This is a genomic window from Nonomuraea sp. NPDC051941, assembly GCF_044593615.1.
Genome location: NZ_JBIUCF010000001.1, coordinates 846778 through 866745 on the forward strand (window position 1 = coordinate 846778; position 19968 = coordinate 866745).

At 71.7% G+C, this 19968-nt stretch carries 16 protein-coding genes; 6 read left to right on the forward strand and 10 right to left on the reverse strand.

Features of this window, described 5'->3' with window-relative positions; all coding sequences use genetic code 11:
• Positions 1–5 precede the first annotated feature (5 nt).
• Complete coding sequence (locus tag ACIHFD_RS03835) at positions 6–734, reverse strand: PaaX family transcriptional regulator C-terminal domain-containing protein (protein WP_397365430.1); 729 nt, start codon at positions 732–734, stop codon at positions 6–8.
• A 31-nt stretch (positions 735–765) separates the two neighbouring features.
• Here ACIHFD_RS03835 and ACIHFD_RS03840 point away from each other — a divergent pair, with 31 nt between their 5' ends.
• Positions 766–2427, forward strand: a complete 1662-nt coding sequence (locus ACIHFD_RS03840) for an acyl-CoA dehydrogenase family protein (RefSeq protein WP_397365431.1) — start codon at positions 766–768, stop codon at positions 2425–2427.
• A gap of 26 nt (positions 2428–2453) precedes the next feature.
• Here the strand turns inward: ACIHFD_RS03840 and ACIHFD_RS03845 are convergent, their stop codons facing one another.
• On the reverse strand, positions 2454–2747 hold the full coding sequence (locus ACIHFD_RS03845) for a hypothetical protein (RefSeq protein WP_397365432.1): 294 nt from the start codon (positions 2745–2747) through the stop codon (positions 2454–2456).
• 72 nt (positions 2748–2819) lie between these two features.
• On the reverse strand, positions 2820–4418 hold the full coding sequence (locus ACIHFD_RS03850; protein WP_397365433.1) for an AAA family ATPase: 1599 nt from the start codon (positions 4416–4418) through the stop codon (positions 2820–2822).
• A 195-nt stretch (positions 4419–4613) separates the two neighbouring features.
• Between ACIHFD_RS03850 and ACIHFD_RS03855 the strand changes: the two genes are divergently transcribed.
• The 3 genes from ACIHFD_RS03855 (at position 4614) to ACIHFD_RS03865 (ending at position 8071) form a co-directional block, all read left to right on the forward strand.
• The gene (locus ACIHFD_RS03855; RefSeq protein ID WP_350722101.1) at positions 4614–5363 is read left to right on the forward strand and encodes a crotonase/enoyl-CoA hydratase family protein; all 750 of its coding nucleotides are present in this window, start codon (positions 4614–4616) and stop codon (positions 5361–5363) included.
• Positions 5364–5492: 129 nt separating this feature from the next.
• On the forward strand, positions 5493–5657 hold the full coding sequence (locus tag ACIHFD_RS03860; protein WP_397365476.1) for a hypothetical protein: 165 nt from the start codon (positions 5493–5495) through the stop codon (positions 5655–5657).
• A complete protein-coding gene (locus ACIHFD_RS03865; RefSeq protein ID WP_397365434.1) occupies positions 5654–8071 on the forward strand; it encodes a DUF4132 domain-containing protein in 2418 nt (805 codons plus the stop codon). Before ACIHFD_RS03860 ends, ACIHFD_RS03865 begins: the two co-directional genes overlap by 4 nt.
• A 16-nt stretch (positions 8072–8087) precedes the next feature.
• On the opposite strand, the gene ACIHFD_RS03870 is transcribed toward ACIHFD_RS03865, so the two are convergent.
• Positions 8088–9368, reverse strand: coding sequence for an FAD-binding oxidoreductase (locus tag ACIHFD_RS03870; RefSeq protein ID WP_397365435.1), 1281 nt, complete (start codon positions 9366–9368; stop codon positions 8088–8090).
• Between the two features lie 54 nt (positions 9369–9422).
• Between ACIHFD_RS03870 and ACIHFD_RS03875 the strand changes: the two genes are divergently transcribed.
• Positions 9423–12617, forward strand: a complete 3195-nt coding sequence (locus ACIHFD_RS03875) for a BTAD domain-containing putative transcriptional regulator (protein ID WP_397365436.1) — start codon at positions 9423–9425, stop codon at positions 12615–12617.
• A 32-nt stretch (positions 12618–12649) separates the two neighbouring features.
• The gene (gene ligD, locus ACIHFD_RS03880; protein ID WP_397365437.1) at positions 12650–13852 is read left to right on the forward strand and encodes a non-homologous end-joining DNA ligase; all 1203 of its coding nucleotides are present in this window, start codon (positions 12650–12652) and stop codon (positions 13850–13852) included.
• Between the two features lie 74 nt (positions 13853–13926).
• On the opposite strand, the gene ACIHFD_RS03885 is transcribed toward ligD, so the two are convergent.
• From ACIHFD_RS03885 to ACIHFD_RS03910, 6 genes are read right to left on the reverse strand one after another with little or no spacing between them, the layout of a single operon-like run.
• Positions 13927–15345 carry an NAD(P)/FAD-dependent oxidoreductase gene (locus ACIHFD_RS03885; protein ID WP_397365438.1) on the reverse strand — a complete coding sequence of 473 codons (1419 nt, stop codon included), beginning with the start codon at positions 15343–15345 and terminating at the stop codon, positions 13927–13929.
• Positions 15342–16472 carry an ABC transporter ATP-binding protein gene (locus ACIHFD_RS03890; RefSeq protein ID WP_397365439.1) on the reverse strand — a complete coding sequence of 377 codons (1131 nt, stop codon included), beginning with the start codon at positions 16470–16472 and terminating at the stop codon, positions 15342–15344. The genes ACIHFD_RS03885 and ACIHFD_RS03890 overlap by 4 nt, the downstream gene beginning before the upstream one ends.
• Positions 16459–17253 carry an ABC transporter permease gene (locus tag ACIHFD_RS03895; RefSeq protein ID WP_397365440.1) on the reverse strand — a complete coding sequence of 265 codons (795 nt, stop codon included), beginning with the start codon at positions 17251–17253 and terminating at the stop codon, positions 16459–16461. The genes ACIHFD_RS03890 and ACIHFD_RS03895 overlap by 14 nt, the downstream gene beginning before the upstream one ends.
• Positions 17250–18125, reverse strand: a complete 876-nt coding sequence (locus ACIHFD_RS03900; protein ID WP_350722086.1) for an ABC transporter permease — start codon at positions 18123–18125, stop codon at positions 17250–17252. The genes ACIHFD_RS03895 and ACIHFD_RS03900 overlap by 4 nt, the downstream gene beginning before the upstream one ends.
• A 6-nt stretch (positions 18126–18131) precedes the next feature.
• Positions 18132–19250, reverse strand: coding sequence for an ABC transporter substrate-binding protein (locus ACIHFD_RS03905; protein ID WP_397365441.1), 1119 nt, complete (start codon positions 19248–19250; stop codon positions 18132–18134).
• Between the two features lie 32 nt (positions 19251–19282).
• The gene (locus ACIHFD_RS03910) at positions 19283–19861 is read right to left on the reverse strand and encodes a helix-turn-helix domain-containing protein (RefSeq protein ID WP_397365442.1); all 579 of its coding nucleotides are present in this window, start codon (positions 19859–19861) and stop codon (positions 19283–19285) included.
• Between the last annotated feature and the right edge of the window lie 107 nt (positions 19862–19968).

Below are 19968 nucleotides of genomic sequence, written 5' to 3' on the forward strand. Positions count from 1 at the left end.
GGTTTTCAGCCCTTGAGGTGCTCGTACAGCACCTCGCGGTAGTGGCGGTCGAAGTCGTCGTACCGGGCGCGCAGCTCCGCGCCCGGCCAGCCGGTCGGCAGCAGCTCCCGCGGGAGCAGCGGGTCTGCCAGGAGGTGGCGCAGCACGGCGGCCGAGACCAGGAAGCCCTCGGCCAGGCCGCCGGCCCGGTCAAAGGCGCGGTCGAGGGCCCGCTCCAGCTTGCGGGCCTCGGCCGCCCAGCCGTCCAGGTCCCACAGCAGGGGAGTGGGGTCGTCGTGCGGGCGGCCGTCGATCAGCGTGCACTGCGCCGTGACGGCCTCCGGCCACGCGCGCACCAGATTGGCGGGCCGCATCCAGGTGCCCTCGCGCAGCTCGGCCAGGCGCAGCGCGGTCATCATGGCCCGGAACGCGGCCCGGTCGGCGGGCGCGCGCCGCTCCGCCGTGACCACGGCGACCTCCCACGTGCCGTCCCACGGCCTGGTGTGCGGGTCGCGGCTCTCGTCCTGCCTGGCCTGGCGCTCGGCGAGCCGCTCCGACAGCGTGTAGAAGCGGCCGTCCTGGAGGAGGTCGCCGGCCGCGACCATGCGCGACAGCGCCACCCGTACGGTGCCCTCGGCGATGCCGAACAGCGCGCCGATGCGCACCAGCTGCCGGGCCGGCAGCCGCGGCGGGTGGCTGCCCAGCAGCGCGCTCAGCACGGCCGATCTGGCGCTCAGGGTGTTACGCTCTTCCATCGCGTGTCGAGTATATGTAACACTCGCGAGTATGGGGCGCTATCTCATCGAACCTTTCGACCGCAGCGACCGTTACGCCACCGAGCGCTACCAGGGCGCCGCCGGGCGCAACTGGTGGACCTGCGATCCCACGCTGCGCCTGCTCATGCGGCGCCACCTGGGCGAGGGCTTCGCCTGGGCGGAGCCGCGCCTGGACCGGCTGGGCGCGCTGATGGGCGGGCTCGTGGCCGAGTGCGCCGAGGAGACCGACCGCAACCCGCCGCGGCTGGAGAAGTACGACAAGTGGGGCAGGGACGTCAGCGAGGTCGTCATGCCGCCGTCGTTCCACGCGGCCCGGCGGGCGCTCATGGAGGACAACTTCACCTCTCCGTCCTTCGCCGCCGAGGCCCGGGCGCACGGGGCGAACCCGGCCGCGCTCGCCGCCGCCTGGACGTACCTGCTCGATCAGGCCGACATCGGGATGGGCTGCGCGCTCGGCACCGGAGGGGACATGGTGGTCTCCCTCGCCGAGAAGTACGCGCCCGAGGACGTACGCGATCGGGTGCGGGAGATCTTCGCCAACGGCTACTACTCCGGCGAGGCCGCTCAGATGTTCACCGAGCGGACGGGCGGCTCCGACCTGGCCGCGCTGGAGGCCACGGCGGAGCCCGCGGGCGACGCGTGGCTGCTGACGGGCTTCAAGTGGTTCGCCTCCAACGCCAACGGATCCGCGTTCGTGGTGCTGGCCAGGCGCCCTGACGGGAACGTGTCGCCGTTCCTCGTGCTGTGGGACCGGCGGGACGGAAGCCGCAACGGCCTGCGGATCAGGCGGCTCAAGGACAAGCTCGGCACCCGTTCGGTCGCCTCGGCGGAGGTCGAGTTCAGCGACGCGGAGGCCTTCCCCCTCTCGGGGGAGAGCTCCGGCTCCGGGCTCGGGACCATGATGAAGCTCACCAACGCCTCCAGGCTCGGCGTGGCCATGATGGGCGTCGGCGTGGCCAGGCGCGCGCTCGTGGAGTCGATCTGCTACGCCCGGTCCCGCGAGGCGTTCGGACGGCCGCTCATCGACCAGCCGCTCATGCGCCGCAAGCTGAGCGAGCTGATCGTCGAGGTCGAGGCTGCCCAGGCGCTCGCCTTCGACGGCCTCGCCGGCCCCCGCCTGCGCATCGCCCCCGCCCTGATCAAGCTGCGCGCCGCCCGCCTCGGCGTGACGGCGGCGAGCGACGCGATCGAGGTGCACGGGGGCAACGGCTACATCGAGCAGTGGCCGGTGGCCCGCCTCCTGCGCGACGCCCAGGTCAACCCGATCTGGGAGGGCGGCGACAACATCCTCTGCCTCGACGTCCGGCGGGCCATGGTGAAGGAGCAGGCCCACCTGCCCTTCCTCGACCGCCTGCGCGACCTGGCCACCTCCGACCTGGTCCACGCCCGCATCGACGACCTCGCCAAGGCCGTCACGGCGTGGGCCGCGCTGGAGCCCTCGGCGGCGGAGGAGCGGCTGTATCCGCTGGCGCAGTTCATGGCCGACGTGTACGCCGCCGCCCTCCTGGAGGACCAGGCCGCCTGGGAGCTCGACGACGGCCGCAAGGCGCTGGTGGCCCGGCTCTACGCCGAAGCCCACCTCGTGGATCACGGCCCGCTGCGCGGCATCGACCGCCCGGCGGAGGGCTCGGAGCTGTTCGACGAGCTCATCTCGGGGGCTGTCACGCTCTGACGACCGCTGGGGTGGGTCCGCTCACCTCAGCCGGCGATCACCACCAATTGGTGCAGCGACTGGAGGGCGGGTCGTGGCGGCCCCACCTCAAGCACACTGGTGCGCTGTGTGGCGCTGGTCTTGGTCAGGTGAGTCCTCCCGCGGGTGACGCCGGCGGTCACGACCTGGGTCGTGAGCAGTCCTGTGGCGAGCGCGAGGACCAGCCCTCGACGGCGAATACGCCGGTGTTCGAGCAGGTGTGTCCGCCACCCGGAGGGCAGCGCCAGGCCGGTGAACTGCCGCCGCTCGTGCTTCCGGACACTCGCCGCAGGTTGATCCAATCGCGCACTCTCTCATCCATCGCCATGGTCTTCAACCGCGGGATCGGCTCTTACCGGAGACTCGGGCACCCGTCACACTCGCAGGACGGTGACCTGGCGGCCGGACGGCGTTGGCGCCTGCTTGAAATGGCCTCGCTCCTTCCAGGGCGGGGCCTCTGGGCGCCGGTCGAAGACCACCAGTACGCCGGTGTCGAGGCTGAGCCGGTCCAGATACCGGTCGAGCTGCGCGAGGCCGTCGGGCAACGGGTCGTCCCCGCCTGTCCGCCAGACCTTCAGCTCCATGGCCTCGCGCTGCATCAGCCGTTCGCCTTCCGGCCCGGTGTAGGGCCAGCGGACCAGCACGTCCAGGCGCTTGGTGCCCGCGGCGTACTCCCGGTCGAGATAGCCTCCGCCGTTGACCAGCCGGTGGAGGAAGGCCATGAGGATGATCTGGCAGGCGGCCTCGTGGTAACCCTCCTGGCGGATGAGCACCTCGCCGTGCTCGCGCCAGAACACGACGAACTCCTTCAGCAGTCGGTCCAGGTCGAACCGGCCGTCCGGCAGCACGAAGCTGCGCGGCTCGGCCATCACGTACTGTTCCGACGGATCTCCCAGCACCCGCAGGATGACCTCCCGATAGATCGGGTTCGCCACCTCCAGCGGAGGTTTCTGCTTGACCAGGCCCAGATCGCGGACGTAGGAGAGGTCGTCGGAGAAGGTGGGATCGATGTTGGGGAACGACCCGGCGACCATGGGCTCCATCACCCGCTTGACCCGGGGATCGTGCAACCGGGCCACCAGCGCGTCCAGATGAGTGGCGCGCGCCCGGATCAACCGCTCCTTGGCCTCCTCCACCTGCCGGGCGGTGATGGCACTGGTCACCCCTGTCTGAAGGGTGATTTCAAAGGCGAGCGCGTTGACCAGCCACGGTTGTCCCTGCGTCAGCTCGAAGACCCGATCCACCGCGTCCTTGGTGAACTCCTGGCCGGTCGCCTGCGTGTGCTGGTCGTACAGCTCGGCGATCTGATCGGCGGTGAAGTCGCCCAGGCGTAGCGACTCGGTGATGATGTTGAAAGGGCTGGCCGGGTTCGACCCGTCAGAATCGCTGCCCGAGGCGACCTTGTAATCACGCACGTTGCGGACCCCGCAGAGCACTACGGACGTGGGGAACGGACGACCCCCTGGCCGCGCGTTGTGACCGTCGCGGAGCTGGCTGAGGATGCTGATCATGCTGGTGCCCTGCAGGGCGTCGATCTCGTCGAAGAACAGCACCACCCGCCGCGGGCAGCGATGGCACCATTCGGTCAATGCCGCACTGAACTGGGTGCCTGGAGGCGACTGCGGCCAGGGATCCGGCGGCAGCAATTCGTTCGGCCATCCCGACCACTCGGCGGCTTCGCTGATGGACTTCAACAAAATCGACTCCGCGGCGGCGTAGTCGTCACCGGCTGCCTTGGCGCGCTCGCAGGAGAACATCAGGGCGGCGACGTCGCCCTCGGCGGTGAGCTCGGATGCCAAGGTGCGCAGTGCGGTCGTCTTCCCGGTCTGCCGGGGCGCGTGCAGCACGAAGTAGCGGTCCATGTCGATGAGCGTCCGCGCCCCCGGGAGCCGCTGCGCGGGAGGCACCATGTAGTGGTGCTGCGGGCCGCACGGGCCGGTGGTGTTGAAGTACTTCGCTCGGGGTGGCCGCATGGTCACATTCTGCCACCATCCGCTGGGCCCGTTGCGAGATTCCGGCTGGCGGGCTTCGAGGGCGCCAAGGTCGCTTTGATGGAACCTGTCCGTCTGGAGTCTCTCGGCCACCACTGACGGTGAGTTGCTGGCCGGGAACCCCGGCTTGGACGTACGCTCGGCCCGTTCCCCGAGGACTTCCCCGAGGAGGGCCGCATGACCGTACGCGTGGAGCGCGAGGGACCGGTCACCACCGTGGTGATCAGCAGGCCGGAGGCGCGTAACGCGGTCGATCGCAAGACGGCCGACGCGCTGGTGACCGCGTTCCGTGACTTCGAGGGCTCCGACGCCGCCGTGGCGGTGCTGTGGGGCGAGGGTGGCACGTTCTGCGCCGGCGCCGACCTCAAGGCGCTCGACAACCACGTCGGCGAGGACGGCGACGGGCCGATGGGCCCGACCAGGATGCGCCTGTCCAAGCCGGTCATCGCCGCCGTGGCCGGGCACGCCGTCGCGGGCGGGCTGGAGCTGGCCCTCTGGTGCGACCTGCGGGTGGCCGAGGAGGGAGCGGTCTTCGGGGTGTTCTGCCGCAGGTGGGGGGTGCCGCTCATCGACGGCGGCACCGTACGGCTGCCCCGCCTCGTCGGCGCCTCCCGGGCGATGGACATGATCCTCACCGGCCGGCCCGTCGAGGGGCGGGAGGCGTACGAGTGGGGGCTGGCCAACCGGCTCGTGCCGACCGGCACCGCCCGGCGGCAGGCCGAGGAGCTGGCGCGCGAGATCGCCCGCTTCCCGCAGACCTGCCTGCGCGGCGACCGGCTGTCGGCGCTGGAGCAGGAAGGGCTGAGCGAGCAGGAGGCGATGCTGAACGAGCTGCGTCACGGGCTCGTCTCGCTGCCCGACGCGGTGGGCGGCGCCGCCCGCTTCGCCGCGGGCGCGGGCCGCCACGGCGACTTCGGCGACCTCTGAGACGTCCGGGTTCGCGCCCACATCTCGAAGATCATCAGAGCCCACTGTCGCTGATGTTTTGTCGCCCTGCGTTGCTATAGATGGCGTCATCATCTGACATTTCGAGAAACAGGGCGTTCGATGGCATCAGTGACGTTTCGCGATGAGACTGCGGCAAGCCGGGAGCTGGAGACGCGCACCGCTCGCAGGTTGGACCGGGAGAAGCAGGCCGAGGCCGCGTTCGCCCGCAACGGATTCCTGCTGCTGGTGGTGTCCTTCGTCAAGGTCGTCCCCGTGGTCGGGGGGCTGACGTGAACTACGACATTCTTAAGGACTCTCCACTCAACAACCAGTACGACTTCGTCTATCTGGCCAACGACCACAAAGAGGTGTTCGAGCGGTTCGACTCCGCCTTCGCCGCTCATCAGGCCTTCAAGGTCGAGGAGTACGACGAGAGCGAGTTACGCCTCTTCGCCGTGTGGGCGCAGATGCGGCTCAGCCTCGGCTGGGACGGCGGCCACGACCACGACGAACGCCGGCTCGACGTCATCCGCGAGGTGATCGGCCACCTGCCGGAGGTTCCCAAGGCGGAGGTCGCCCAGCTGTGGCACGCGGCCAACGGCCTGATGACCTGGCGGCACACCAACTACGCCGAGCTGTACCGGCTGCCGCTGGCCGCCACCGCCCGGCTTCCCTACCACGAGCGGCGCGACGTGCTGAACTACCTGCCCAGGTGGTTCGCCCAGCACTGGAAGCCCGCCTGGGAGGTCCTGCGCGAGCCGGTCGAGGCGCTGCTGACCGAACCGGAGACCGGCGATCCCGGCGCCACGGTCCGCAACATCATGTGGGAGGACGACGCGTTCGCCACCCGGATGATCGCCGATCACGCCACCCGCCTCACCGCTCCCGAGGTCCTGCCAATGCTGCGGCACTGGACCACCGCCACCGCCTCCAAACCCAGCGCCAGGTGGACCCGGCGGGCTACGGAGCTGCTGACCCCGCAGGCCGCAGAACTGATCAAAGACATCCTCGGCCAGGTCATCGCCCACCGTGAGGTCACGCTCCGGCACCCCACCCGCAGCGGCGAGTGGACCGAGACCGTCTTCCTGCGCGAGCGCACCGCCGTACCGCTGCGGGGCATGGTGTGGACCTGCGAGCTGATCGACAAGCCGTGGGTGACCGCGCTGCTGGGCGATGTCGCCGTGGCGACCGGCACCGGGATCGGCGGCTCCGGCGCCAACGCGCGCAGCGAGATACTGGCCAACGCCGCGATAGGGGTGCTGGCCCGGCGCGGCGGCCTGGAGGTGGTCGCCCAGCTGGCCCGGGTGCAGGCCAAGGTGCGCAAGAAGACCATCCTGGCGGGCGTGGCCAAGACCTTGGACGCGGTCGCCGTCCAGAGCGGGCTGTCGCCCGAGCAACTGCTGGAGCGCACGGTCCCGGCCTTCGGGCTGGGCACCGACGGCACCCGTACCGAACACGGCCTGCGGTTGGCTCTCGACGGCGTCGTGGGCTTCGTCGACCCCTCCGGCAAGATCCGCAAGACGATCCCCAAGGCCGTCCGCGAGGAGCACAAGGAGCTGCTGGCCGAGCTCAAGGCCACCGCCAAGGAGATCAAGAAGGTCTTGCCGGCCGAGCGCTTCCGGATCGAGCGCGCACTGGCCACCGAACGCATCTGGCGCTGGAGCGAGGTGTGCGAGTACTACCTCGACCACCCGGTCACCGGTTCCATGGGCAGGACCTTGATCTGGGAGATCCTCCAGGGACCGGCCGGGCGCCCGGTGCTCGTGGACGGCACCTGGGAGCTGACCGACCCGGCAGGGCGCCGCATCCAGCCCGACTCTGACACCCCGGTGCTCCTCTGGCACCCCATCTCCCACAGCATGGAAGAAGTGCGCGCCTGGCGCGACCACCTCATGGAGTACGGCCTGCGTCAGCCGTTCAAGCAGGCCTTCCGCGAGGTCTACCTGCTGACCCCCGCCGAAGAGGAGACTCGCGACCACTCGCGCCGCTTCACCGGTCATCTGCTGCGTTACGGCCAGGCGAAGGCGCTGCTGACCGGACGCGGCTGGACCGGGATGTCACTGGGCCACTGGGGCTGGGAGTACGGCTCCGACCAGGCCGAAGCCGCCAAGGAGCTCCCCGGCGGCCTGGTCGCCCACTGGGGCTTTCATCTGGATGAGGGCTCGTTCGAGCGAGATGACCTGGGCACGGTGTCCATCTGCGTCAGCGGCGATCTCCACTTCACCGACGCCAGCGGGCGCCGAGTCCCGCTGGCCGAGGTGGCCCCGCTGACGTTGTCGGAGGTGCTGCGCGACGCCGACCTGGCCGTCGGCGTCACCTCCATCGGCCTGGACCCCGAGGGCGACGGCGAGTACTGGCAGTCCTACGGCTTCGGCGACCTGACCGAGACCGCCCGCATCCGCCGTGACGCGCTGGCCCGGCTGTTGCCGCGCCTGGCCATCGCCGACCGCTGCACCATCGCCGACCGGTTCCTGCGCGTCCGCGGTGACCTGCGCACCTACAAGATCCACCTTGGCTCGGGCAACATCCTCATGGAGCCCAACGACGCCTACCTGTGCATCGTCCCCCGCCGCGGTTCCGGCGACCCGGTCTTCCTGCCCTTCGAGGAGGACGGCGGCATGTTGTCGATCGTCCTGTCGAAGGCGTTCCTCCTGGCCGCCGACACCGCGATCACCGACCCGTCCATCACGCGTCAGATCCGGCCCTGAGCGGCGCCGCCCGGCTCTACCCCAGCACGGGGAAGTTGGCTCGGATGACGCCGTGCGGGTCGCGGGAGCGCTTGAGGTCGCGGAGCCTGGCCAGCGACTCGCTCGGGAACGCCGCCGCGGCCTGCTCGCCACCGTGCAGCATCGTGTACGGCCTGCGCCCGCTGCTGAACGGCACCAGCGCCTTGCCCAGCCGCCCCAGGCGCTCGGCCGTGGCCTCGGTGGGCGCGCCGATCGCGTAGATCAGGTACGGCTCGTCCAGGTGCCCCGCGGCGCCGCCCCCGTCGGCGGGCCTGGACAGCGCGCCGCCCAGGTGCCGGATCTGCATGCTGATCATCGGGTCGATCGGCTCGCCCAGCAGCACGCCGGCCACCTGGTCGTCGAGCCCGGTCAGCAGCTCGCACCGGCTGGTGCCGGGCTGGGGATCGGTGGGTTCGTCGCAGATGGAGCCCAGCTCGGCGACCGGCAGCAGCCGCCGGTTGTCACTGAGTGCGCCGCCGATCAGCTCGAAGGGCCGCAGCAGCGTGCCCGGGTCCCGGCCCAGGTACGTGCTGTCGATCATGACGAACCCCGGCCCGCCGGGGATCTGCAGCAGGTCGAACCAGACCGTCAGCTCGTCCGGCGCGGTCGCGGTGACCTCGCGGTAGGCGGCCAGCACCTCGGGCGCCCGCTCGATCGGCCACGTGATCCGCCCGCCGTACAGGAAGGGGGCGGGCCGCAGGTCGAACTCCATCGCCGTCACGACCGCGAAGTCGCCGCCGCCGCCCCGCAGCGCCCAGAACAGCTCGGGGTCCCGCTCGGCCGTCACCCGGATCCGCCGGCCCCCGGCGTCCACCGCGTCGAAGGCCCGCACGCTGTCGGCGGCGAAGCCGTACTTCCTGCTGAACCAGCTCAGCCCGCCACCCAGCGTGTACCCGGTCACGCTGACCACGGGGGAGCTGCCCGCGAGGCCGGTCAGCCCGAGCGGGCTCGCCGCCGCCAGCACCTCGCCCCACTTCACACCCGCGCCGACGCGCGCCACCCCGTTGTCGATCTCCACTCCGCCCAGGCCGCCGGTCCGCAGCAGGATCGTGCCCTCGGTGTCGCCGGAGGCGCCGTGGCCGCTCGGCTGCGCGGTCACCGCCAGCCCGTGCAGGCGGGCGTAGCCGACCGCGGCCGCCACGTCGTCGGCGTCGGCCGCTTCGACGACCGCGCGCACCCGCTGGTCGACGGCCAGGTTCCACGGCCTGCGCGCCTCGTCGAAACCCTCGTCGCCGGGGAGGAGCACGCGGCCGTTGGTCAAGTTCTTCAGTTCGTTCATGGATCAAGCATGCGTTTCGGCACTTGGGAAGTATTTGAGGTTGACTTGGGGTTCGTGGAGTTCAGACTGTTCGGTCCGCTTGAGGTGGACGACGGCGACGGCAACCGGCTCGACCTCGGCACCCGCAAGCAGCGGGCGGTCCTGGCCAGGCTGGCGCTCGAGCCCGGCCGCGTCGTGCCGCTCGACCGGCTGATCGAGGAGCTGTGGGCGGGGGAGGCGCCGGCCAAGGCCACGGCGACGCTGCAGGCGTACGTCTCGCATCTGCGGCGGGTGCTGGAGCCGGACCGCAAGCCGCGCACGCCGCCCCGGGTGCTGCTCACCCGCGAGCCCGGCTACGTGCTGGACGTCACGCCCGGCCAGACGGACGTGGGCCGCTTCGCCGCGTGGGCCGCCGACGGGGCGCGCCTGGTCAGGCAGGGGCGGCACGCGGAGGGCGCGCGGACGCTCGACCGGGCGCTCGCGCTGTGGCGGGGGGAGCCGCTGGCCGAGTTCCCCGATCTGGCGCCGGCGGCGTCCGCGCGGCTGGACGAGCTGCGGCTCGTGGCCGAGGAGGACCGGCTGGAGGCCCGGCTGGCGCTCGGAGAGGCGAGCGTGCCCGACCTGGAGGCGCTGACGGAGGCGCACCCGTACCGGGAGCGGGCGTGGGGGCTGCTGGTGCTCGGGCTGTACCGGGCGGGCCGCCAGGCCGACGCGCTCGCGGCGCTGCGCAAGGTGCGCGCCCTGCTCGCCGACGAGCTGGGCATCGAGCCGGGGCCCGAGCTGAGGCGGCTGGAGCAGGCGGTGTTCGAGCAGGCGCCCGAGCTCGACCCGGGCCCCAAGCTCAACCCGGCGCACATCCAGGACCCCGCTCCCGCGCCTGTCCCCGCAGGGCCGGGGTCCGACAGGCTCGTGGCCAGGGAGGGCGAGCTTCGGGTCCTGGAGGAGCTGCTGGCGCAGGCCCGACACGGCAGGGGCGGGCTGGCGCTGGTCACCGGCGAGGCGGGCATCGGGAAGACGAGCCTGGCCAGGGCCGTCGCCGACCTGGCCACGGCCAGGGGCTTCCGGGTGGAGTGGGGCCGCTGCCTCGACGGCGGCACGGCCCCCGCGTTCTGGCCGTGGACCCGCGCGGGCCTGATCCCGCCGTCCCCGCAGGCCGAGCTGTTCGACCTGTACGACGCCGTGCTGGCGGAGCTGCGGACCGGCCCCCTGCTCGTGGTGCTGGAGGACCTGCACTGGGCCGACGCCTCCTCGCTGAAGCTGCTCGGCCACGTCGCCGGCGAGCTGGCCAGGACCTCCGCACTCGTCGTGGCCACGCTCAGGCCCGAGCCGGGCGACCACCCCGAGCAGCTGCGCGAGACCCTGGGCGCGCTGGCCAGGGAGGGCCGCCGGCTGCCGCTGGCGCCGTTCGACGCCTCGGGCGTGCGCGACTACCTGCGCCTGCGCGACGTGGCGGCCGACCCGCAGGAGCTGTTCGACCGTTCGGGCGGCAACCCGTTCTACCTGACGGAGCTGCTCCGCCTGCCCGAACGCGAGCGCCACCTCGTCCCGCCCGGAGCCCGCGACGTCATCGAACGCCGCCTGGCCCGCCTCCCCGAGCCCACCCGGGACCTGCTCAGAGCCGCCGCGGTCGCGGGCCGGGAGGTGGAGCTGGACCTGCTGACCGCCCTCGTGGACCGCCCCGTCGAGGAGGTCATGTCGCGGCTGGAGCCCGCGCTGGCCGCCGGGCTGCTGGCCGAGATGCCGGCCGGGGCCGCCGACTACCGCTTCTCCCACGCCCTCGTACGGCAGGCGCTCGACCAGGGCCTCACCCGGCTCGACCGCGCCCGCCTGCACCTGCGGGCCGCCGGGCACCTGGAGACCCTGCCCGGCGCCGACCCGGCGATCCTGGCCGGCCACTTCGCCGCCGCGGCCCGGCTGGGCGGCGCGCCCAAGGCCGTCACGTACGCCGCCCGGGCCGCCGCGCAGGCCGCGGAACGCCACGGCTACCAGGAGGCCGTGCAGCTGTGGGAGCTGGCGCTCGACCACCTGCCGCCCGGCGACTCGCCCGAGCGCTGCCGCGTGCTCACCGAGCTGGGCCAGGCCCGGCGCACCACGGGCGACGCCGAAGGCACCTACCGCGACCTGACCGAGGCCGTCGCCCAGGCCCAGCGGCTCGGCGACCGGGACGCGCTGGTGGCGGCGGTCTCGGTCTTCGGCGGCCTGTCGGTGTGGAACTGGCGCCCGTACGGCGTCGTGGACGAGGACATGGTCGCGATCCTGGAGGACCTCCTGGCGGGCGACCTCGACGACCGGTCCAGGGCCGCGCTCCTGGGCACGCTCGGCATCGAGCTGCACTACGGCCCCCGGCGCGCCGAGGGCGAGCGGCTGGCGCTCGACGCGGTCGGCCTGGCCCGCCGCTCCGGTGACCCCATGGTGCTGGCCAGGGCGCTCAACAACTACGTGATCGCGAGCTTCGTACCCGGCCGCAACCCCGAGCGGCTGGCGGCGGCCGAGGAGATGCTGGCCGTCCCCGGCCTGCCCAGGGAGGCCAGGCTGGTGGCGCGGGTGCTGCGCATGTCGTGCCTGCTGCGCGCGGGCGAGCTGGCCGAGTGGAGCAGGGACCTGGCCCGCTGCGAACAGCTGCTGCACGAGGTCGCCCGGCCCGAGCTGGAGGCCATGGTCCGCGTCGCGCAGACCGCCGACCACGCCCTGCACGGTCGGTGGGCGGAGGCGGAGGCGCTGGCCGAGCACTTCCCCAAGATCTCCTTCGGGGCGAGCCTGTGGGGCCAGGAGGCCCGCCGCCTCGGCGTCCTCTACACCTGCCGGCGCGGCCAGGGCCGGGTGGCGGAGCTCTTGGACGAGCTGGTGGCCGCGGGCGATCAGCCGCTCATGAGCATGGTGCGCCCGCTCGCCATCCTGGCCTCCCTGGACGTCGGCCGCACCGAACAGGCGCGGCAACTCCTCGGGCGGTGGGGCGTGGACCTGCGGGAGGACTGGTCGGCCGACTTCTTCTTCCCGGTCTGGGGTCTGGTGGCCGCCCAGCTCGGCACCCCCGACCCCGGGGAGATGTACGAGCGGCTGCTGCCGATCGCCGACCAGCCCATCGTCCTGGGCACGGGCAGCGCGGCCCTGGGCTGCGTGCAGGACGTGCTGGCCGAGCTCGCGCTCCGGCTCGGGCGTACGGAGCAGGCGCTCGACCACAATCGGGCGGCCATCGCCAGGCACCGGCAGCTCGGCCTGGCCTACCTGGAGTCGCGCAGCCGCGCCCGCCGCGCCGAGCTGGCGCCCTGAGCCTTGTCGGTGGCCCCGCGTATCGTGACCGTATGCCTGACATCGAGGTCGCGGGTCACGAAGTCCGCGTCACCAGCCCCGACAAGGTGGTCTTCCCGCAGTCCGGCCACACCAAGCTCGACCTGATCCGCTTCTACCAGGCCGTGGGCGAGGCGGCGCTGCGGGGCGTCCACGGGCGGCCGATGGTGCTCAAGCGGTTCGTGCACGGCATCGAGCAGGAGGCGTTCTTCCAGAAGCGCGCCCCGGCCAAGCGGCCCGACTGGATCGAGGTGGCCGAGCTGAAATACCGCTCGGGGCTGAGCGCGGAGGAGGTCGTCTGCACCGACCTGGCCCAGCTGCTGTGGGTGGTCAACCTCGGGTGCGTCGACCTCAACCCCCATCCGGTGCGCGCCGACGACCTGTCCAGGCCTGACGAGCTGCGCATCGACCTCGACCCGGTGCCGGGCGTCGAGTGGGCCGACGTGCTGGCCACCGCGCAGGTGGCACGCGAGGTGCTGGCCGATCACGGGCTGGTCGCGTGGCCCAAGACGTCTGGTTCGCGAGGGTTCCACGTCTACGCCCGCATCGAGCGGCGCTGGCCGTTCGCGAAGGTGCGCAAGGCGGCCGAGACGGTGGCCCGCGAGGTCGAGCGGCGCGCGCCCGAGCTGGCCACCAGCCGGTGGTGGAAGGAGGAGCGGCACGGCGTGTTCGTCGACTTCAACCAGAACGCCTACGACCGCACCGTGGCCTCCGCCTACTCCGTGCGGGCCGTGCCCGACGCCCGGGTCTCGACGCCGCTGACGTGGGACGAGGTGCCCGGCTGCCGCCCCGAGGAGTTCACGATCGACACCGTGGCCAAGCGGCTGGCCGAGACCGGCGATCCGTGGGAGGACATGGACCTGCACCCGGGCTCGCTCGACGGGCTCTTGGCGCTGGCCGAGGAGCTCGGGCCCGCGCCCAAGCCGCCCAAGGGCACGGGGGGCCGGCAGCAGACCATGCCCGTCATCGAGATCGCGCGGGCGGAGCACAAGGACGAGGCGCTGGCCGGGTTCGAGCGGTGGAAGGCCCGCCATCCGGAGGTCGCGGCCCGGCTGGAGCCCGCCGACGTGCTGGTCGACGGCATGCGGGGGCGCAGCAGCGTGTGGTATCGCATCCGGGTCAACCTCCAGCACGTGCCGGAGGCCGAGCGGCCGCCGCAGGAGCCGCTGGAGGCCGACTACGACCCCTGGCGCGGCGCCGGGCCCGCAGAACGCTGAGCGCGCGCAGGGCCCTAAGAGCGCTGAGCGCGTGCCGGATCCCCGGAGCGTTGAGCACGCCCCGGGGAGACGCGTCAGCGGCCGGAGATCAGGTTCGCCAGCCGCGCGAACGGCGACGTCGTGGTGCCGTGGTCGTTCTCCTGCCGGTCGGCGGCGCGGAAGAGCGCGTAGATGAGCTGCACCCCCGTCCACCGCAGCGGCTCGGGCTCCCACTGGCGCACCTGGCGGCCCACCCAGGGCAGGGCCGTCAGCTCGGTGTCCTGGCGCAGCACCAGGTCGCGCAGGGTGCGGCCGGCCAGGTTGGTGGTCGTGACGCCGCTGCCGACGTAGCCGCCCGCCCAGCCCAGGCCGGTCGCGTGGTCCAGGTGCACCGTCGAGCACCAGTCGCGCGGCACGCCCAGCACGCCGCACCAGGAGTGCTGGATCCGCGCGTCCGCCGCCGCGGGGAAGAGCTTGACCAGCATCCGCCACAGCAGCGCGACCGTCTGCGGCTGCGTGGCGCCCCGCACGTCGGTACGCGAGCCGTACCGGTAGGGCACCCCCCGCCCGCCGATCGCGATGCGGTCGTCGGCGGTGCGCTGCGCGTAGATGTAGGCGTGCGCCTCGTCCCCGAGCAGCTCGTTACCCTGCCAGCCGATGTGCTTCCACACCTCGGGCGACAGCGGCTCGGTGACGATCATGGAGCTGTTCATCGGCAGCCACTGGCGGTGCTGCCCGGCCAGCGAGGCGGTGAAGCCCTCGGTGGCGCGGATGACGTAGTCCGCCGTGACCGCCCCGCGCGTGGTGACCGCCGCCGCCTGGCTGCCGTCCCGCCGCGGGATGATCTTCGTGACCGTGGTGTCCTCGAAGATGTCCACCCCGAGCCGGGCGACCGCCTCGGCCAGGCCGACGGCCAGTTTGGCGGGCTGGATACGGGCGCAGTGCGGCGAGTAGGTGGCCTCCAGGGTGCCGGCCACCTGCACGCGCTCGCGCTGCTCGTCGCGGTCCATCAGCCGCAGGTCGTCCTCGCCGTACCCCCAGGTACGCAGGTCATCGAGCTCCGCGCGCAGCCGGCGGCGCTGGGCCGGGTTCGTCGCGACGTGGACGAGGCCGCCCTTGTGGATGTCGGCGTCGATGGCCTCCTCGCGGGTCACCTCGATGACCTCGTCCACGGCGTGGAACATCGCGTGCTGCAGGTCGATCATCGGCTGCCGGCCGCGCGCCTTGGCGTACCGCTTGCGCGACCCGGCGAACTCCGCCGACAGCCACCCGCCGTTGCGCCCCGACGCGCCGAACCCGGCGAACTCCTTCTCCAGGATCGCGATCCGCAGCCCCGGCTCGGCCTTCTTCAGGTAGTACGCGGTCCACAGGCCGGTGTAGCCGCCGCCGACGATGGCCACGTCGTACGAGCGCGACCCCGGCAGCGGGGGACGCCGGTCCGGCAGGCCGATCTGCCGGTACCAGAACGAGACGCCGCCGTTGGCGAAGTCCTTGGTGAGCGGGATGCCTTTCACGTGAGCACAGCCTCCACATCGGGCGAGTCGGGCAGCAGGACGGAGTCGGCGACGCGCCACGTGAGGGTGACCTCGTCGCCGCCACGGGCGTCGCTGAGGCTGCCGGCCTGCTCGCGCACCAGCGCGGACGAGCCGTCGGGCAGCCTCAGCTCCAGCTTCCTGCTGGAGCCCAGGTAAATCTCGCCGGTGACGGTGGCCGGCAGGGCGTTCCATTCCGCATCGGGGGAGAAACCCGCCTCGCGCACGGCCAGCCGCTCCGGGCGTACGACGAGCGCGCCCGCCTTGTTGGCCAGGCCGTCGGGCAGGCTGTCGGGCAGGGCGGGCGCCCGCAGCAGCCGCGCGCACACGCCGATGCCGTCGGGCGTGACGTCGCCGCGCAGGATCGTCGACTCGCCGAGGAAGCGGGCCACGAACAGCGTGGCGGGCCGCTCGTACAGCTCCTCGGCGGGCCCGACCTGCTCGATGCGGCCTTGGTTGAAGACCGCGATCCGGTCCGACAGCACCAGCGCCTCGTCCTGGTCGTGCGTGACGTACACGAACGTGGTGCCGAGCTCGCCGTGGATGCGCTTGATCTCGAGCTGGAGCCAGTCGCGCAGCTTCTTGTCCAGCGCGCCCAGGGGCTCGTCCATCAGCAGCACGCGCGGGCTGTAGACGATGGCGCGGGCCACGGCCACGCGCTGCTGCTGGCCGCCGGACAGCTCGCGCGGGTAGCGGTGGCCGTACTCGCCGAGGTGGACGGTGGCCAGCGCGGCCGCGACCAGCTCGGCGCGGCGGGCCTTGGGCACCTTGCGCTGTTTGAGCGGGTACGCGATGTTCTCGGCAACCGTCATGTGCGGGAACAGGGCGTAGTGCTGGAAGACCATGCCCATGTCCCGTTTGTGGGCGGGCGTCGCGGCGATGGCGGTCCCGTCCACGGTCAGCTCGCCGGTGGTGGGGTGGTCGAAGCCGGCGATGATGTTCAGCGTGGTCGTCTTGCCCGAGCCGCTCGGCCCGAGCAGCGTGATGAACTCGCCCGGCTTGATCGACAGCGAGACGTCGTCCACGGCGACGAAGTCGCCGTAGCGCTTGGTCAGTCCGGTCAGCTCGATGCCGGCGCCGCGGGCGGCGAGATCGTTACTGGTGGGCACGTGACCTCCTGGCGACGAAGAAGGTGGCGATCAGGACGAGGCTCGTGGTCAGCACGATGATCATCGTGGCCGCCGCGGCGATGGTCGGGTCGGTCTCGCGGGTGACGCTCGCGTACATCTTCACCGGCAGGGTCTGCAGGTAGGGGCTCTGGATGAACAGCGAGACGACCACCTCGTCGAAGCTCGTGACGAACGCGAACAGCGCGCCCGCGGCCACGCCTGGGGCGACCAGCGGCAGCGTCACGGTGCGGAAGGTGGTCCAGCGGCCCGCGCCCAGGCTGGCCGCCGCGCTCTCCAGCCGCCGGTCGAACCCGCTCAGCGACGCGGTCACCGGGATCATCACGAACGGCAGCGCCAGCACGGTGTGCGCCATGACGAAGCCCATGAGCGTCCCGACGAGCTGCAGCTTCAGGAACACGGCGTAGACGCCGATGGCCAGCACGACCCCGGGCACGATCATCGGGGCCAGCATCGACCCCTGGACCAGCGCGAGCCCGCGCATCCTGGCCCGGGTCAGGCCGAGCGCCGCCGCCGTTCCGAGCGTGGTGGCGACGACGGTGACCAGCAGGCCCACCTCGAGCGAGGTCCACAGGGCCGACATCCAGGCCGGGTCGCCGAAGAAGTGCTCGTACCAGCGGGTGGACCAGCCGTCCGGCGGGAACTTGAGCGACGCCTTCGAGGTGAAGCTGAGCGGCACCACGATCAGCGCGGGGGCCACCAGCCAGACGCCGACCAGCGCGCAGAACGCCCACAGCGCCCCGCGTCCCACCCGGCCGCTCATCCGGTCACCTTCTTCCCGGCGCGGCGCAGCGTGACCGCCAGCAGCGCGATCATGGCCAGCGTGAGCCCGAGCAGGACCACGCCCATGGCGCCGCCGCGCCCCCACTTCAGCAGGCCGTTGACCTGCGTGAAGATCTGCTGGGAGAGCAGCGCGTCGGTGGGGGAGCCGAGCAGCGCGGGCGTGACGTAGAACCCGAGCGCGCTGATGAACACGGTCAGGCACCCCGCCGACACCCCGGGCAGCGACAGCGGCACGTAGACGTCGAGGAACGCCTTGACGGGCCGCGCTCCCATGCTGCCCGCCGCGGTGAGCAGCCGCCGGTCGATCCCGCTCATCACCGCGTAGAGCGGCAGCACCATGAACGGCATCAGCAGCTGCACCATCCCGATCACGACGCCCGTCTGGGTGCGGATCAGGCTGAACGGACCCAGCCCGATGGTCCCGAGCAGGTCGTTCACCACGCCGGTGTCCTGCAGCAGGATCACCCACGCGAAGGTCCGCACCATCAGGCTGGTCCAGAATGGCACCAGCACCAGCAGCGTCAGCACGGCCCTGGCCCGCGGGCCGGCGATCGTCATGGCGTACGCGTACGGGTACGACAGGATCAGCGCGACCACCGTCACCCACAGGGCGGTGGTGAACGTGCGCCCGAGCACCCGCAGGTTCTGGGACTCGCTGAAGAACCAGGTGAAGTTCCCCAGACCGGGCACCGGATCGGTGAACGCGCTGATCACCATCGAGATCAGCGGAAACAGGAAGAAGACGGCGAGCGCCACCAGCGCCGGCAGGACCAGGAGCGCCGGGCGGCGCTCAGGGTCCGCCGGCTGCCTTGCGGCGGCGGGCGGGGCTACCGCCTGCAGGGTGGAGGCCATCCGCGATCAGCCGCCGAGCCAGGCCGACCACTTCTCGATCATCTCCGGCTGGTGTTCGGCCCACCACTTGGAGTCGATCTTGAGTGCCTTCTCCGGGACGCCCGGAGCGGTGGTCAGGAACGCCTGGCCGGTCTGGTCGAGGCTCGGCTTGGCGTCGGTGTTGATCGGCGAGTACGAGGTCAGCTCCGTCAGCTTGGCCTGCTGCTGAGCCCCCAGGTAGTAGTTGATCAGCGCCATCGACGCCTTCGGGTTCTTGGCGTTCTTCGGCACGGCCAGCGAGTCCATGATCGGCATCCACTGGTCCCACGCGACCTGGAACGGCGCGCCGTTCTTGACGGCGGCGTAGGCCCGGCCGCTCCAGACCATCCCCATGTCCACCTCGCCGGACTCCAGCAGCTGCTGGGCCTCCGCGCCGGTCTTCCAGAAGACCAGGTTGGAGCGGACCGACTCCAGCTTCTTGGTCGCCCGGTCGACGTCCAGCGGGTAGAGCTGGTCGGGCGCCACGCCGTCGGCGATCAGCGCGCCCTCGAACGGGCCGGGCGCCGAGTCGCCGGGGTTGCCGGAGATGGCGCGCTTGCCGGGGAACTTCGTCGTGTCGAAGAAGTCCTTCCAGCCCTTGGGCGGGTTGGCGCCGAACTTGTCCTTGTTGTAGACGAGCACCATGCCGTACTGCATCGCCGGGACGGTGCACTGGCCGGACAGGCCCTCGGGGACCTTGGACTTGTCGATGATCGCGTAGTCCAGCGGCTGGAGCAGCTTGCCGCACTGGGCATCGGCCCAGATGGAGTCGGCGTCGATCACGTCCCAGGTGACGTTGGAGGAGTCGACCTGGGCCTTGATCTTGGCGTAGTCGGTCGGGCCGTCCTGGAGGATCTTGGCGCCCGACTCCTGGGCGAACGGGTCCACCGCCGCCTTCTGCTGGCCCTCCTGGTAGACGCCTCCGTAGGAGACGAAGGTCATGTTGAGGCCGCTCAGAGCGTCCTTCTTGATCGTGCCCGACTTGGCGGGTCCCGACCCGAGGTCGATCGAGGCGGGCGCCGCAGAGCCGGCTCCGCAGGCGGTCGCGAGCAGGAGCGAAGCCGCGACGCCGGCCATGGCGGCCAGTCGCGCTGGGTGCTTCGGCATGGGTTACCCCCTAGGGCAGGTATAGCTGGGGTTCAGGAGGATGTAGTAGGTGGGGCGACCACCCAGAGGACCTCGGCGGTCTCGTCACTCTCGTTGACGATCCGGTGGGGGACCGACGTGCGGTACTCCACGGTGTCCCCGGGCTCCAGCACGTGTGCGGCGGCAGAGCCGTTGGGTCCGAGCCAGAGAGTGATCCGCCCGCGGATGACCAGGAAGATCTCCTGGGAGTCGCCGTGGGTGTACGGTTCGTCCCCGGTGGACGAGCCCGGATCGAATTCCCCGGCGTACACCTCCACGTTCTGGAGCGGACGCTGGGAGATCAGGAACTTGCGCGTGCCGGGAGCCGTGTGCAGCTCCGGACGCGCGTCGCGGCGCACCACCCGGTGGCCGACCTCGTCCTCCTCGTTGAACAGATCCGCGACCGTGAGCCCGAGAGCCGAGGCGATTCGCCTGAGCATCCCGATGCTGGAGCTGGTCTGCCCGCGCTCCAGCTGGCTGATGAAGCTCGCGCTCGCCCTGGCCTCCGCCGCGAGTGCGCGCACGGTCATGCGGCGCATGTTGCGGTAGGCGCGGATTCGCGCACCCAAGCGGGCGTTCTCCGACTCCGTCATCGAACCTCTCGATTGGCTGCACTGAACAAGTTGTTAAGTGGCAATGAAAGGACCGTACATAGGTAGCCGAATGCCCATCAAGGGGGCGTTACGTAACGACTACGTAA